Source organism: Kribbella sp. NPDC004536, from assembly GCF_042873835.1.
Taxonomy (GTDB): Bacteria; Actinomycetota; Actinomycetes; order Propionibacteriales; family Kribbellaceae; genus Kribbella.
In genome coordinates, this window is record NZ_JBIALY010000003.1 from 1,158,210 (window position 1) to 1,171,524 (window position 13,315).

Consider the following 13,315-nt stretch of genomic DNA (forward strand, 5'->3'; position numbering starts at 1 on the left):
GCCTAGTCGTCAAGGATGGACAGATCATCGGAGACGGCCCAGCTGCCGGCCTCTCCGTAGGCCTCGACGACGGCAGCGTGGAGACCTTCGAGGTACGCGACCCGCGGCCGCCAGCGGAGCCGCTTGTCGCGCAGCTGAGCGAAGGTAGCCACCTCATGCCGACTGAACTCCATCCAACGGCCCGAGTAAGTCCCGGCCTCACGGTGGGGCGCGCCCGACAGCCATTCGACGAGGGCAGGGTTGGCCTGATCGGTCATCAGCAGGTCCTCGAGACCGAGCTCCAGCCGGACCTCCTCAAAGTGGTCAGCTCGGATCCGTTCGCTCGGCTGCACGTACTGGTTGTGCGTCTGGAAGACGAGGAAGCCCAGGTCCTTGGCCAGCTGCAGCGTCCGGTAGTGGGCCTTGCGGCAGATCAGCATCGGCAGCACGGGGAACTCAGGGTGCGCGTTGGCGAGGCCGGCCGACTTGTGGAGGAGCTGGTAGATCTCCCAGTGGTTCGGGTACAGCCAGTGCCGTACGTTCTTGACCTCGATCGGGACAAGGTACGTCGTGCGGGTCGGCGTCTGGGTCTCCTGGTTCATCGGGGTCAGCCAGGCAGCGTTGTCGAGCGCGCCGCCCGGAACCGGCTGTCCGTACAGTGTGCTGACCTCGCCGCGGCGCGGCTGGACGAGCCGATAGCCGTACGGGGCGGCGCCGAGCAATGACTGGTGGATGACGCTCTCGCCGCCGGCGCCGATGAGATTCGGCATGTGCTCTGTTCCGCGAGACCAGCTGCGCCAGCGGGCGAAGAGGAGACGCTTGCGGGCGGCGGCATCCTCGGTAGCCCGGGTCTTTCCACGCGGTGTCGGGTTGGGGAGGAGCAGCGTCACCGAGCTCCCGCCGCGAGTTGCTGACTCGACCCGGAGCACCTGGCCGGCGCTCTCGAGATCGTTGCGCGCCTGAGTGAGCAGGTGCGGGTCGATGGTCCGGGGGTTGTCGCCCCAGACCCGGTCGGCGATCCGGGCCTCGATCTCGACGACGGGCGCGGCCAGCTCGAGGTCCAGCAGCTCAACCACGGCCTGGCGACCGCGAGCTGCCCACTCGCTACGAGTCGCCACCGTCCTGCGGTTTCACTACGCCAGCTCTCCAGATATAGGTATCGGTGCCCTGCCGAACCCGTTTAAACGGGCTAGCAGCGCCTCGTGCACCGCAGTCTCAGAGCATCCGGTGGGCGGCGTGCGGCATGCTCTCAAGCGCAACGGCCATGTATGGACCTTGCGAGATTCTGATTTCTAGCTGCTTGTCTGTCGTAGCTACGGCGTCAATCTTGGCGCGTATGGCTATCCGCCACGCGAACTAGCATTGGCGTTGCAGTCATTAAGCGGCACGGCTAACTTGATCTCTTAGCTTTCGTGTGGAGATCTTGCTAGCTTTCGGAGTACTCTGCGCCGCTAGCAACTATGAAATTTCTAGAGTGTTCTCTATAGAAAAACGCTAAGCACGTGTACAGTAGAGCCTGTCAAGGTAGACAGTCGAGAGAAGTTCCCGGGCATGGGAACCCCTCTCGACTGGCTGATGAAGACCACCTCCTTACTGGTTGTTGAGTCTCATCACTTGAGGTAGTGGATCAGCAGGGTCGCCAGCAGTGTTGCCGCCACAGTGTGGAGCTGTGGATTCCGGTACCAAGGCTGGTCGATCCTGCGCGCCCGTTTGGGGCGGGACTTCTTGCGAGTCATCTCTCTTCACCTCCTTCGTCCCACCCGCGCCCACGGGCGACGCCGTGGGCCAAGTGCAGCGAAGGAAACAATTCCCTCTGACTCGCGTCCAGCTCCGGCAGTACACCGGAGCTGGAGTGATGTCCAGGTAAAAACTGTACACCCGTCGACACCCGGGTTAGCTGTCTTTGCAGAGATTTTCCGAGATGCCCCGGGCGTGTCGCGGAATTCCGCCTGCTGGCTGCTACGGCCGGTGACCAGTGCGAAGTCCGGAATGAGGTTTCCGAAGCAGCTGGAATGTCAATTCGAAGCGCATAGTAACGGAAAGTTATCTGTCGTTGCGGCTCCCGGTCGCCTATCGCAGGTAGTGCAGTCGGGCGAAGATCTGTGCGGGCGAGGTGTCGCCGATGCTGGACGCGAGCCGGGGTGAAACCGCAGGACGCGGTCGCGGTCAGGCCGGAGCTCAGCTCTCGGCGCGCTGCCCGGGCGCGCCCGATCGCTCCCGCCGCAGCCATGCCGCGCCAGGTCAGCCGTGCATCGGACTGCACGTACCCGAAGCATCTGATCGGCCCGGGCGCCGCGGCGTACCCACCGCCGCCCAGCGGCTTCCGACCTACAGCCGGCGCGGCTCGGCCGAGGACGTCGACCTGGAGCACGGTCTAGTTGTGACCGCGCACGAGGCGGCTGTGTAACACGTCGGCCCGCGCGCGCGATGGACGAATATGCAGGCTCTCCAGGTCGCTACCAGCACGCCGGGTCAACGAGCCCATGTCGTCCTCGTCGTGGTGTTGGTTCTCCTGGGTCTTGCCGCGCTCGTGCTCGCCTACGCGCTGCTAGAGGCGGCGATGGAGGCCCTCCAAGAGTACGTGGGGAAGCACCAATCGTTCTACCGCCGTCTGTCGATGATCCTGTACCTGGCGTCTGTGGTCACGATCGTCGTTGGCTTCATCTACGCCGTCCCTGCGCTGTGGGTTGGCGGGGGAGTCGCGATCGTCGCGAACTTGTTCCTTCTGAGCGGTGCCTGGTAGAGATCGCGCGGTGCGCGCCAACGACGCAGTTGGTCGCCGGACCTGCCTGGACGCGGACGATCTGATAGTCCGCCGGGTATCCTGCCTGGCACCCCGGGTCTCGGCGTCCAGCTGCGCACCGCGGCCTGTCGGTCGTCTCTCCCTGCGGTCGGCCGCCCGCGTCGGGCCGCTTCGAACAGCGAACCGACGCTCTGGCGGGTCGCGGGTCGCCAATTGGACGCCGAGCCCCTTTCGGGGCGCTTGAGCGGCAGGAGCAGGCAGACCCCCGTGGGGGCTGCCGCGCAAACGGACACCCTTCTCGGTCTGCGCGTCATGGCGCAGGACATCGGTGACGGTTCTGTGTCAGGACATCGGTAACAGTTCTGGGGTGCTTAGTGGTGACACTTTCCCGCGCGCCGGGCGGCGCGAGGGCCGCGGGTCGACGTCGAGCTCGATGCGGGCGACGTCGACCAGATGGTGGCGTCGGTCGTTCGTCTTCTGCACGAGATCCTTGAGCTTGTCAGGCGTCGTGTCGCTGTCATCGATCGCCGCGCCCATCTCGACGATCACGTCGGCACACCGGTCGGCGGCGTCGACGACCTCCTTGCCGCCGACGAACCGGATCACGGTCAGAGCCTCGCCGGCCTCCCGTAGCCTGGTCTGGATCGGGACCGCCTGTTGCAGCACCCGGAACGGCGCCAAGGGAGCAAGCCGCCGCGGCTTGCCGTACTTCGAGACGATCTCCCGCATCGCCAAGGCCACGTCGCTGAGTTGGGTCCACGCGGTCGTGTACGCGGCGAGCCGTTGCTGATGCCGGTGTTTGCAGTCGGTGCGCTTCGACTGCTGGCGATCGTTGAGCCAGGGCTGTCACCGCAGCGAGAAGCGCGCCGACCCCGACGCCGATTAGGCCGTCCCACTGGTGCAGGGCGCTCATTCTTCCTCCAGATGGATAGGGACCAGCCGAGGTTGTTTGTTGAAGCTGGCGCTGCCGAGGACCCACTCGGCTTCTTGCCGTAGCTCCCGGATCAAGTGCGCCCGCTGGGTTGAGTCCGGGCCTTCGACCCGGAGCTGTTCGGCGTGCGGGAGCGGTGGCCTTCCACCGATCGGCGGTGGCCAGGGCTCGGTTCGGGAGGATCTGTTCAAAGAACGATCGGATCAGCGGCGTTTTATCGTTCACGATGGTGGGGTCAGTCAGCCCGAGTTCGGTGCGCAGAACCTCGCTCCGCGTCCGATGCCGCAGCTCGCCGATGAGGGTGCTAATGGCCAGATGCAAATTGGCTGTTACGCCTTACCTTAGGAACCGAAGTGGTCCTGGTGTGACAACTTCCAGTGCAGAGTTCAGGACTGCCTTCAACGTGAGGCGGCCGATGGTCACCGCCAGTCGCTCTTGGGCCGGGTCGATCTCCACAACCTCAACGTCGATCAAGGCATGCTCGATCGTGAGGTGCGGGTCGCCGTCCACGAGCAACTCATAGGTCAGCCATTCCTGCTGGCCGATTAGTCCTGGCCCGACCAAGAGGATCTCGTCGAGGATCTCAGCTGGCGGACCAACCTGAGTGGTGAGTGCGTTCGAGGCCTCGAGCAACTCCAGAATCTTCACGCCGAGGTGGAGTTTGATTGGGGTATCCCTGTCGTACAGCGCCGACGAGATCGCTGCTCGGCCGGTGTTTCGGATCGATAGCCGTACGACAGTTGGGTCGGCGAGGACGCCGAACGTGGCATGGGAAATCCACAGCCGATCTGCTGCGCCTGAGGCCTTGTCGCGCGTGAACAGACGCGTCGATGTCATCTCTATGCCGAGGCGTCGCTTCGGCGGAATGGTCCGGATCGTCGCCCAGGTTGCCAAGGCCGCCAGTGGAAGCCCTACCACGGCAGCGATCACCCCAACGGTCGCCCAGTCCATAACTCCCCCTCCACCTGCTACTTCAGCAGAATCTCAGTCCGACATGTCGTTCGAGTCCTCTATCGTGTGGTCGGCCGTGGACGCTACATCGCCCCAGTTGCGCGCCGCTTGTCGAGCTGTGTGCGTGGGCTGCGTACGGCTTCCTTCGCCCCGACATACACCGCGGCGCAGTGTGGCGTCCACCGGTACCGTCGACGATCGCCAGTCGAGGACTGGAGCTCCTACTCGGGTGGGCAGCGCAACACCGATCCGATCAACCGCGTCGTGCACGGTCCCGTCGGCTGGCAGATCGCCGCGCAGGGGCACTCGAGGTGGAACACGTAGTTGGCGCCACGGCCCACCAGGTCGTCAGTGAGGATGTCGACCAACGCCTGCAGGTCCGCCTCGCTGTGCATGGCGCTGGCTGACGAGCCCTTGAGCCACCAATCCGCAGACCAGCTCACGTACTCGCCGGCGAGCTCGTCCTGATCCATGTATCGTCAACAGGTTCGACGTACCGGTTCAGCTCCACCTCAAGAATTCGTTCCACCGTTGCTCCGGCCCCCGCCGTGCTGCCTTGGCGTCCGCTCGCTCCCCGGGCTCGCCGTACCTGACGTGATCCACCCATACCTCACGAACGAATCCGGACCGAGGCTGGTCACTGGCGAACCCGGATACCTAAGTCGCCAGCCTCGTCGACGCCATCGAGCTGTCCGCTCGTGCCAGGACTGATCTTGTCCAAGGCGAAGTCCACACTGGGTACGCCTGGGGACCGCATCGAACAAAGGGAACCTCCAAATGGTCACCGAGATCCAACTTCACGCCACCAACGTGCTTGAGGCGATGTACGAGGCCTACCGAGCTGACACGGACCAGGACGTGGCGATCGCTGACTACTTCAAGAAGGCCGACGTCGATCCTGCCCAGGAGGGGTTCGAGATTGTCGACTTCCTCGCGAACGGCGACCTGGTCAGGACTCACCACGCGTCCGGGACACCTGGCGGGATGATCACCCCGACTGGCATCAACGCCGTTCAGGAACTGCGTAACAAACGCCGGGACCCGAAGGCGCGCGACGCGTTGCTGCGCTCTGCAATGCTTAGGTGGCTCGACGAACAGGAGGAGGCCGATGCGTACCCGAACAGCTTCCAGGAGTTCGTCGATTCCCTCACCGAGGAGGACGAGAAGTTCAGCCTCCGCGAGTTTCGAGCCGCTGCGGAGTACCTGCACAGCAACGGCCTGATTACGGCGGTGCACGTCGAGGAGGAACCGTCGGAAGGGTGGAACGGACCCCGTCTGACGCCTGAAGGCCGTGCGTACCTCACCGACCATGGCGGCGACGTAGCCGAGTATCTTCGGGAGCGCCGCGGCGGATCGCCCACCCACCACAACTCGATTCACATCGGCGGCGACAACAAGGGCAACTTTGTCGTCGGCAGCGAGAACTGCACGCAGAACTACACGGCCGGCCTGAAGACCGAGGACCTCGTCCACTTCGCCGAACTCGTGCGGGAGACCCTCGACGCGCTCAAGGGAGTCGATCAGGCAACAAAGGACCAGCTCGGCGAGGCCGCTGACGCTCTGAAGACCGAGGCCACCACGGCGGCCCCCGAGCGCGGCCGGCTTCGTCAGTTGGTCGACCGCCTGCGGGCCGGTGTGAACGCTGCCGCACCGACTGCCGTCAAGACCGTCCTGATCGCCGCCGGCGAGGTCGCGGCCAAAGCCATCACCTCCTGACCGCGGCGGGCAGCTCCGGCTACGTCGGATTCAGCCGCTCCGGCTGTTCCAGTCGTCGGCTTCCTGGCACTGAGGCTGCAGACATACGACGGCTCGTTCGAGGTCGAAGTCGACGGAGACGATCAGCGGTCCGGACGCCGTACCGGTGACTGACACTTCATAGTTCCTGCCTCGGCGATCGCGACCTCAGCGCGTCGCTCGCGGCCAGGACATTGTCACGTGCGTAGTACGAGCCAGACGAGAAGATCCGCAGCGGTGGCGCTCGATGTACTCGCGCATCAGTGCGCTCAGCAGCCCGCTTCCGGATTGGTGCCGGGAGGATCTCGACCGCCGGTCCTTTGCGGTGGTGGCGGAACGCGACGAGCAGCATGCGATGCCCGAGCCCGCCCCGGGCCGATCCGGGCCCGCGGGCATTTCCAATCGCCGGCGTCGACGAACCGACGACACACGGGGCACGCGTAGAAGCGGTCTCCGCTGAGGACTCTCCACTCGTCGGTCCGGACAATCACTCTCCTGCGACGGTGCAGGTCTATGCCCACAAACTGTCGACCTGCGTACCCTGACATCAAGGGGCCTCCTTCGTCGTGAATGACCTCAGCACCCAGCATCCGCCGGGAGCCGCGAGGAGCGGAGGCCCCGCTCCTTCATCGCATCAGGCGCCATATTGGCGCACTCTGGCCGCTCATGCCGTTGAGCACCGGAGAGATCCTCGACATCTTCGAGGGTGAGCGGCACGTCCATCCGCGCCGGCCGTTCGTGGTCGTGGCGCCAACGCTGTCTTGGTCGTCAGGGGAGATCTAGATCGTTGAAGGCGTGTTCGACGGCTCGTTGGTCTGCGGCGAGGCTTCGGTGGAGGAGGATGACCTCGTCATTGGTCAGGGCTCGCGGCGGGTTCTTCGGTTGGGCTTCGATGGTGTCGATCTCGCGGACGGGGTTGACGGTGATGGCGCCGTAGCGGACGGCGAGTTTCATCATTCCGGACAAGATGGCTCGGCAGGTCTTTGCTCGTGGGGCGCCGGCGCGGTTCTTGATCTGCGCGATGACGGTGTCGATGCGTGGGGTGGTGGTTTCGCCGATGCGGAGTTCGCCGACCGCCGGTCGGATGTGCTTCTTGATGGCGCCCTGATAGTTGTCGAGGGTGGTGGGCGAGAACTTGCCGTCCTCGACCCCCTCCTTGAACTTCTTCTCGAACAGGTCGATCAGGTCGTTCATCTTGTGCATCGCGGTCAGTTCGCCGGCATGGCGACCTGTCTTCGCACGGTCTTGCAGCTTCTTCAGGACCGCGCGCTCGGCTGCGCTCTTGGTCCTGCCGAATGCGGATACGACGCGGACATGGCCGTCGTGGTCGCGGAACTTCGTCTTGGCGCGGTACGCGACGGGTCTGCCCTTGTCGTCGGTTCTCTCGACGCTGGTCGAGATGCTTCCCCAGCTTCCGATGGGCAGTGGCGGTCTCGCCATCTCAGGCCTCCAACCGGGGTGATGGTTGGCAGCTCAACGCTGGGCGTGGCCGAGAATGCGAGAAGTCGGTAGCGATGCGAACCGCTGTGATGTGACACACAGTCACGATCAACCCGCGGGCCCCAAGCCTGCCCACGTCAGACGACGGGCGGTCGCTGTGAGGTGAGGTTCTGGCAAAAGGGCACGTAAAGGGCCCGCGGCAGACATGACGAAGCCCAGGGCACCTTGGTGACCTGGGCTTTTGTGCGCCGCCAGGGACTCGAACCCCGAACCCGCTGATTAAGAGTCAGCTGCTCTGCCAATTGAGCTAGCGGCGCCGGTCTTGCCTTCGAACGAAGAGGATCGTAGCAGGGGGATCGGGGAGATGCGAAATCGGTTAGGTGGTGAGGACGGTCATGGCGGCGTTGTGGCCGCCGAGGCCGGAGACGGCGCCGCCGCGGCGGGCGCCGGAGCCGCAGATCAGGAGGTTGCGGGCGTCGGTTTCGGTGCCCCAGCGGCCGGCGTCGGCGGGCGTGGTGGCCCAGGGCCATTGGAGGTCGCCGTGGAAGATGTGGCCGCCTGGCATGCCGACGGATTCCTCGATGTCGTACGGCGTCTTGGCCTCGATGCACAGGTTGCCGTCGGCGTCCCGGGCGATGCAGTCGTCGAGCGGTTCGGCCAGGTACGACTCGAGGCCGGCCAGTACCCGGCGGGTCGCCTCGGCGCGCGCCGAATCGTTGTCGGAGGCAAACAATCGGGCGGGGAAGTGGACGCCGAAGACGGTCAGCGTGTGGTAGCCCGCGGCAACCAGCTCGGGGGAGAGGATCGACGGGTCGGTCAACGAGTGGCAGTACACCTCGGACGGCGGTACGGCGGGCAGCGTGCCGTCGGCGGCGGAGCGGTACGCCGACTCCAGTTGGCTGTAGTCCTCGTCGATGTGGAACGTACCGGCGAAGGCCCGTGCCGGATCGTCGCCGGACTTCAGTGCCGGCAGGTGACGTAGCAGCAAGTTGACCTTGAGCTGCGACCCCTCCGGCTTCTCGGCACCGCTCTGGCCGCGGAGAGTGGCCAGGGTCGACGGTGCGACGTTCGACAGCACCCAGGAGCAGTCGACCGACCGCTCTCCGTCGCCGCCGAGCCAGGTGACCGAGCCGCGCGTCCCGTCGACCTCTACGGAAGTCACCTCGGCGTTGGTGACTAGTACGGCACCGGCACGTCGCGCAGCTGCCGCCAGCGCATCAGTGACAGCGCCCATGCCGCCGACCGGTACCCGCCACTCGCCGGTGCCGTTCCCGATCAGGTGGTACAGGAAGCACCTGTTCTGGATCAGTGACTCGTCGTGAAGGCCCGCGAACGTTCCGATCACGGAGTCCGTCGCGACCACGCCCCGCACGGTGTCGTCGGTGAAGCGGCGTTCGATGGCCTCACCCAGGGGTCGCTCGACCAGCTCGTCCCACAGCGCACTGTCGACGCGGCGGCGGAGCTCTGCGGCCGGCTGGAGCGGCTCGAGCAGTGTGGGTGCTACGGCGGCGGCCAGTGAGCCAACAGCTCCGTAGAAGTCCGTCCAGGCCTCGTACTCCGTGTCGCTGCCCGTGAGCGCACGGAACGAGTCCCTGGTGCCAGGGCCTTCCGGGCGCTCCACCAGCAGGCCGACGTCGCGTCCACCACGGCGCACTGGCGTGTACGACGCCACGGCGCGCGAGCGGAGGTCCAGGCCGAGGCCCAGGTCGGCGACGATCTTGTCGGGCAGCAGGCTGACCAGGTACGAGTAACGCGACAGGCGCGCGTCGACGCCCGGGAAGACGCGTTCGCTGACCGCGGCGCCGCCGGTGTGTGCCTGCTGCTCCAAGATGAGCGTCGAGAGCCCGGACTGGGCCAGATAGGTGGCGGCCACGAGACCGTTGTGCCCACCACCCACTATGACGACGTCGTAGAAGTCCTTCATCCCACCGGCCAATCGAGCTTGTGATAAGCGGCGTCCCAGAACATCCATTCGTAGCGGCACGTCGTGGCGAAGTGCTGGTGACAGCGTTCCCGCTCGGAGGTGCCGACGTCCAGTGTGTCTGTCACCGCAAGCACCGCCTCGACGACCGCGTCGAACTCCTCGGAGCCGTACGTCGCGATCCACTTGGCGTACACCGGGTCCGGTGAGGACTGCTTCAGGAGCTCCCGCCCCACGTCCCGGTAGATCCAGTAGCAGGGCAGTACGGACGCCACGGCCTCGGCGTACGTGCCTGTGGCGCACACGGCCGTCAGGTAGGACATGTACGCCGTAGTGGTCGGACCGGAACCCGCCGCGTCCACGTCGGCCGCAGACAGCCCGAGCGACTCCAGCAACGACGTGTGCAGGTCCCGCTCGACCGCGATCGCGTTGGCGGCGTGCAGCGCGAACATGCTGACCGCGTCGTCGTCCGTGGCCCGGCCGGCGACCAGGCTGAGCGCCCGCGAGTACGCGCGCAGGTAGTGGCTGTCCTGGATGACGAAGTACCGGAACGCGTCGTGGTCGAGCGTCCCGTCGGTCAGCCCGGTGATGAACGGGTGCCGGACGATCTCGTCGTACACCGGCGCCGCACCGCGGTCCCACAGCTCGCTGGAAAACGTCATCCCCACTCCTCGCCGTCGACTGGGACCGACCCTATCCAGGTGGCGCGCAGCAATCACGAGACGTGGATCACCTCCTGGCCATACTCTGAGACATGGCTGCACAAGCGGGGATGCCGCCGGAGACGCCGTTGCTGCGGCAGATCCGTGCGTCGGTGATCGGTGACGACCAGGTGATGCCCGGGCCGTACGGTCCGCGACGAGTCACGTACGCCGACTACACCGCTTCCGGGCGGGCGCTGACGTTCCTGGAGGACTTCATCCGCGAGGAGGTGCTGCCGCGGTACGCGAACACGCACACGGAGTCGAGCGGCACCGGTCTGCAGACCACGCGGCTGCGCGAGGACGCCCGCCGGATCATCCACAACAGCGTCGGCGGCGACGACGAGACCGCGGTGATCTTCTGCGGCTCCGGCGCGACCGGGGCGATCGACAAGCTGATCGGGATCATGGGCCTGCGGATCCCGGCCGAACTCGACGACACCTACCACCTGACCGACCAGATCCCGCCCGAGCAGCGCCCGGTCGTCTTCATCGGTCCGTACGAGCACCACTCGAACGAGCTGCCCTGGCGCGAGTCGATCGCGGACGTCGTGCTGATCAGTCAGGATGCCGACGGGCACATCGACATCGACCAGCTCGAGGAGCGACTGCAGCAGTACGTCGACCGCCCGCTGAAGATCGGCTCGTTCTCCGCGGCGAGCAACGTCACCGGGATCGTCAGCAACACCCGACGGGTTTCCGCGCTGCTCCACCGGTACGGGGCGTTGTCGTTCTGGGACTGTGCCGCGGCCGCGCCGTACGTTGAGATCGACATGTACGGGGGACGCGACGAAGACCCGCTCTCGTACAAGGACGCGATCTTCCTCAGCCCGCACAAGCTGATCGGCGGGCCGGGCACGCCCGGGGTGCTGGTCGCGCGGCGCGAACTGCTCCGCAACCGGGTGCCGGACGTACCGGGTGGAGGCACGGTCGCGTACGTGAACCCGCTGGAGCACCGCTACCTGGACGACCCGGTGCACCGCGAAGAGGGCGGGACGCCGGCGATCATCGGGTCGATCCGGGCCGGGCTGGCGTTCCAGCTGAAGCAGGCCGTCGGGATCGACGTGATCCGGGCGCACGAGGACGCCTACCTGCGCCGGGCCGTCGAGGCGTGGAAGGACGAGCCGAACCTGCAGATCCTCGGCAACCTGGACGCCGAGCGGCTGTCGATCGTGTCGTTCGTGGTGAAGGCGCCGTCCGGCCGGTACCTGCACCACAACTTCGTCGTCGCACTGCTGAACGACCTGTTCGGCATCCAGTCCCGCGGCGGCTGTTCGTGCGCGGGACCGTACGGTCACACTCTGCTCGGGATCGATCTCGACCGGTCGCACGAGTTCGAGGAAGAGATCCTGCACGGCTGCGAGGGGATCAAGCCGGGCTGGGTGCGGGTGAACTTCAACTACTTCATCTCCGAGGCGGTGTTCTCGTACGTCGTCGAGGCCGTGAAGCTCGTCGCCCGGGACGGTTGGCGACTGCTCAGCGACTACCGGTTCGACCCGGCGAACGGTCTCTGGCGGCACCACCGAGGCCCGGTCGAGCCGCCGCTGCGACTCTCCCAGGTCGGGTACGACGCCGACGGCAAGCTCAGGTATCCGCGCCACGACCACACGGCCCCCGAATCCGCGCTGGACGACTACCTCGCCGAGGCCCGCGACCTGCTGTCGACCTGTCCGCAGGACCGCACCGACCCCGAAGGGCATGTCAACACAGACTTCGATCACCTCCGCTGGTTCGAGCTTCCGTCGCGCTGCCTGATCCGCGACTAGCGCGCCCCGGCGGCGCGGAGGATCTTCGCGATCTCGTCGTACCCACTGGACTCGGCATGCGCGAGCGGGGTGCCCCCGTCCTTGTCGGCCAAGCTGGGGTCGGCGCCGGCGTCGACGAGGATCTGCACGATCTCCTGCCATGGTTTGGTGCCCTTTCCGAGGATGATCGCCTCGAGCAGGGCCGTCCAGCCGAGGTCGTTGACGTGGTTGACGTTGATCCTGGTCTTCACGACGCGCCGTACGTAGTCGACGTGGCCGCGTTCGCTGGCCGGGATGACGGAGACTCCGCCGAAGCGGTTCCGGAGGGTCAGGTCGGGGTTCGCGGGCAGGAGGGTCTCCAGCATCGCGACGCTCCCGGTGACGCCGGTGACAAGCCAGGCTGAGTCCTTCCGGTCGTCCTGTGCGTCCGGGTCGGCGCCGAGTTGCACGAGCAGGCGGGCGACGTCCACCCGGTCTTCCTGCGAGGCCAGGAGCAGGGCCGTACGGCGGTGGTCGTCGCGGGTCTCGATCTTGGCGCCTGCTGCGAGCGAGGCGGCGACCTTGTCGGCATCACCCGCGGTCACTGCGTCCAGTAGCGCACCAGCATCGGCTTTGGCGTCCAGGGCAGCGCTGACGGCCGTCTGGTCGCGGTCTTTCGCAGCCTGCACCGGGGTGACGCCGTCGTTCACCGCGGACTTGTTGCGCTCGGCGCCGCCGGCGATCAGCAGTCGGACGGTGTCGACGTACTCCAGGGTGCCCTTGCCGAGGATGACGGCCTCGTGCAGCGCGGTCCAGCCGAGGTTGTTGACGTGGTTGACCGCCACACCGGCCTGGAGGAGACGGCCGACCACGGCGGCGTGACCACGTTCCGCGGCCCGGATCAGCGCTGTGCCGTGGTAGCTGTCGAGGCTGCGGACGTCTGCGCCGTGCGCGAGCGTCAGGTCGAGCAGGTCGAGGTAGCCCTCGCTCGCGGCGATCAGGAACGCGCTTTGCACGGTGTCGTCGAGCGCGTTCACGTTCGCCCCGGCATCGATCAGGCGCTTGGCTGTGGCTATGTCGTTCCTCCAGGCGGCGGCGATGAGCTGGCTGTCGAGGGTGGACGGCACAATGGCGCTCCTGGAGGGTGCGGGGGATGAGCTGGGCGAGGCAGCGGGGGCGCTGCCGGTCTGA

At 66.3% G+C, this 13,315-nt stretch carries 14 protein-coding genes and 1 tRNA gene; 4 read left to right on the forward strand and 11 right to left on the reverse strand.

Annotation, left to right across the window (positions count from 1 at the left end):
- Nucleotides 1–2: 2 nt before the first annotated feature.
- Nucleotides 3–1,055 carry a hypothetical protein gene (locus tag ACFYRU_RS30840; RefSeq protein ID WP_387664918.1) on the reverse strand — a complete coding sequence of 351 codons (1,053 nt, stop codon included), beginning with the start codon at nt 1,053–1,055 and terminating at the stop codon, nt 3–5.
- Between the two features lie 534 nt (nt 1,056–1,589).
- Nucleotides 1,590–1,715: a hypothetical protein gene (locus ACFYRU_RS30845; RefSeq protein ID WP_387664920.1), complete on the reverse strand. Its 126-nt coding sequence runs from the start codon at nt 1,713–1,715 to the stop codon at nt 1,590–1,592.
- A 386-nt stretch (nt 1,716–2,101) separates the two neighbouring features.
- Here ACFYRU_RS30845 and ACFYRU_RS30850 point away from each other — a divergent pair, with 386 nt between their 5' ends.
- Both ACFYRU_RS30850 and ACFYRU_RS30855 read left to right on the forward strand, forming a co-directional pair.
- A complete protein-coding gene (locus ACFYRU_RS30850) occupies nt 2,102–2,386 on the forward strand; it encodes a hypothetical protein (protein ID WP_387664923.1) in 285 nt (94 codons plus the stop codon).
- Between the two features lie 30 nt (nt 2,387–2,416).
- Entirely contained in the window at nt 2,417–2,722 is a 306-nt protein-coding gene (locus tag ACFYRU_RS30855; RefSeq protein ID WP_387664925.1) for a hypothetical protein, read from the forward strand.
- 342 nt (nt 2,723–3,064) lie between these two features.
- Here the strand turns inward: ACFYRU_RS30855 and ACFYRU_RS30860 are convergent, their stop codons facing one another.
- The 3 genes from ACFYRU_RS30860 to ACFYRU_RS30870 all read right to left on the reverse strand — a co-directional run bounded on the left by ACFYRU_RS30860 (nt 3,065) and on the right by ACFYRU_RS30870 (nt 5,077).
- Complete coding sequence (locus ACFYRU_RS30860) at nt 3,065–3,451, reverse strand: hypothetical protein (protein WP_387664928.1); 387 nt, start codon at nt 3,449–3,451, stop codon at nt 3,065–3,067.
- Nucleotides 3,452–3,989: 538 nt separating this feature from the next.
- Entirely contained in the window at nt 3,990–4,604 is a 615-nt protein-coding gene (locus tag ACFYRU_RS30865; protein WP_387664929.1) for a hypothetical protein, read from the reverse strand.
- A 221-nt stretch (nt 4,605–4,825) separates the two neighbouring features.
- The gene (locus ACFYRU_RS30870; RefSeq protein WP_387664931.1) at nt 4,826–5,077 is read right to left on the reverse strand and encodes a hypothetical protein; all 252 of its coding nucleotides are present in this window, start codon (nt 5,075–5,077) and stop codon (nt 4,826–4,828) included.
- Between the two features lie 304 nt (nt 5,078–5,381).
- On the opposite strand from ACFYRU_RS30870, the gene ACFYRU_RS30875 reads away from it, so the two are divergent.
- Nucleotides 5,382–6,320, forward strand: coding sequence for a hypothetical protein (locus tag ACFYRU_RS30875; RefSeq protein WP_387664933.1), 939 nt, complete (start codon nt 5,382–5,384; stop codon nt 6,318–6,320).
- A 30-nt stretch (nt 6,321–6,350) separates the two neighbouring features.
- On the opposite strand, the gene ACFYRU_RS30880 is transcribed toward ACFYRU_RS30875, so the two are convergent.
- The 5 genes from ACFYRU_RS30880 to tenA form a co-directional block, all read right to left on the reverse strand.
- Entirely contained in the window at nt 6,351–6,476 is a 126-nt protein-coding gene (locus tag ACFYRU_RS30880; protein WP_387664935.1) for a hypothetical protein, read from the reverse strand.
- A gap of 630 nt (nt 6,477–7,106) precedes the next feature.
- The gene (locus ACFYRU_RS30885) at nt 7,107–7,778 is read right to left on the reverse strand and encodes a hypothetical protein (protein ID WP_387664938.1); all 672 of its coding nucleotides are present in this window, start codon (nt 7,776–7,778) and stop codon (nt 7,107–7,109) included.
- Nucleotides 7,779–8,022: 244 nt separating this feature from the next.
- Nucleotides 8,023–8,095 (reverse strand) — tRNA-Lys (locus tag ACFYRU_RS30890).
- A gap of 59 nt (nt 8,096–8,154) precedes the next feature.
- The gene (locus ACFYRU_RS30895) at nt 8,155–9,702 is read right to left on the reverse strand and encodes a phytoene desaturase family protein (protein ID WP_387664940.1); all 1,548 of its coding nucleotides are present in this window, start codon (nt 9,700–9,702) and stop codon (nt 8,155–8,157) included.
- A complete protein-coding gene (tenA, locus tag ACFYRU_RS30900; protein WP_387664942.1) occupies nt 9,699–10,361 on the reverse strand; it encodes a thiaminase II in 663 nt (220 codons plus the stop codon). Before tenA ends, ACFYRU_RS30895 begins: the two co-directional genes overlap by 4 nt.
- A gap of 92 nt (nt 10,362–10,453) precedes the next feature.
- Here tenA and ACFYRU_RS30905 point away from each other — a divergent pair, with 92 nt between their 5' ends.
- Nucleotides 10,454–12,166, forward strand: a complete 1,713-nt coding sequence (locus ACFYRU_RS30905) for an aminotransferase class V-fold PLP-dependent enzyme (protein ID WP_387664945.1) — start codon at nt 10,454–10,456, stop codon at nt 12,164–12,166.
- On the opposite strand, the gene ACFYRU_RS30910 is transcribed toward ACFYRU_RS30905, so the two are convergent.
- Nucleotides 12,163–13,251 (reverse strand): ankyrin repeat domain-containing protein, encoded by a 1,089-nt coding sequence (locus tag ACFYRU_RS30910; protein WP_387664947.1) that lies wholly within the window; start codon nt 13,249–13,251, stop codon nt 12,163–12,165. The two genes, ACFYRU_RS30905 and ACFYRU_RS30910, sit on opposite strands and share 4 nt — an antisense overlap.
- Nucleotides 13,252–13,315: the final 64 nt, after the last annotated feature.

What these genes read in the sequence shown, in the direction of transcription:
- ACFYRU_RS30845 (WP_387664920.1), bottom strand. Translation starts at nt 1,715, where the DNA reads ATGACTCGCAAGAAGTCCCGCCCCAAACGGGCGCGCAGGATCGACCAG.
- ACFYRU_RS30850 (WP_387664923.1), top strand. Translation starts at nt 2,102, where the DNA reads ATGCTGGACGCGAGCCGGGGTGAAACCGCAGGACGCGGTCGCGGTCAG.
- ACFYRU_RS30855 (WP_387664925.1), top strand. Translation starts at nt 2,417, where the DNA reads ATGCAGGCTCTCCAGGTCGCTACCAGCACGCCGGGTCAACGAGCCCAT.
- ACFYRU_RS30860 (WP_387664928.1), bottom strand. Translation starts at nt 3,451, where the DNA reads ATGCGGGAGATCGTCTCGAAGTACGGCAAGCCGCGGCGGCTTGCTCCC.
- ACFYRU_RS30865 (WP_387664929.1), bottom strand. Translation starts at nt 4,604, where the DNA reads ATGGACTGGGCGACCGTTGGGGTGATCGCTGCCGTGGTAGGGCTTCCA.
- ACFYRU_RS30870 (WP_387664931.1), bottom strand. Translation starts at nt 5,077, where the DNA reads ATGGATCAGGACGAGCTCGCCGGCGAGTACGTGAGCTGGTCTGCGGAT.
- ACFYRU_RS30875 (WP_387664933.1), top strand. Translation starts at nt 5,382, where the DNA reads ATGGTCACCGAGATCCAACTTCACGCCACCAACGTGCTTGAGGCGATG.
- ACFYRU_RS30885 (WP_387664938.1), bottom strand. Translation starts at nt 7,778, where the DNA reads ATGGCGAGACCGCCACTGCCCATCGGAAGCTGGGGAAGCATCTCGACC.
- ACFYRU_RS30895 (WP_387664940.1), bottom strand. Translation starts at nt 9,702, where the DNA reads ATGAAGGACTTCTACGACGTCGTCATAGTGGGTGGTGGGCACAACGGT.
- tenA (WP_387664942.1), bottom strand. Translation starts at nt 10,361, where the DNA reads ATGACGTTTTCCAGCGAGCTGTGGGACCGCGGTGCGGCGCCGGTGTAC.
- ACFYRU_RS30905 (WP_387664945.1), top strand. Translation starts at nt 10,454, where the DNA reads ATGGCTGCACAAGCGGGGATGCCGCCGGAGACGCCGTTGCTGCGGCAG.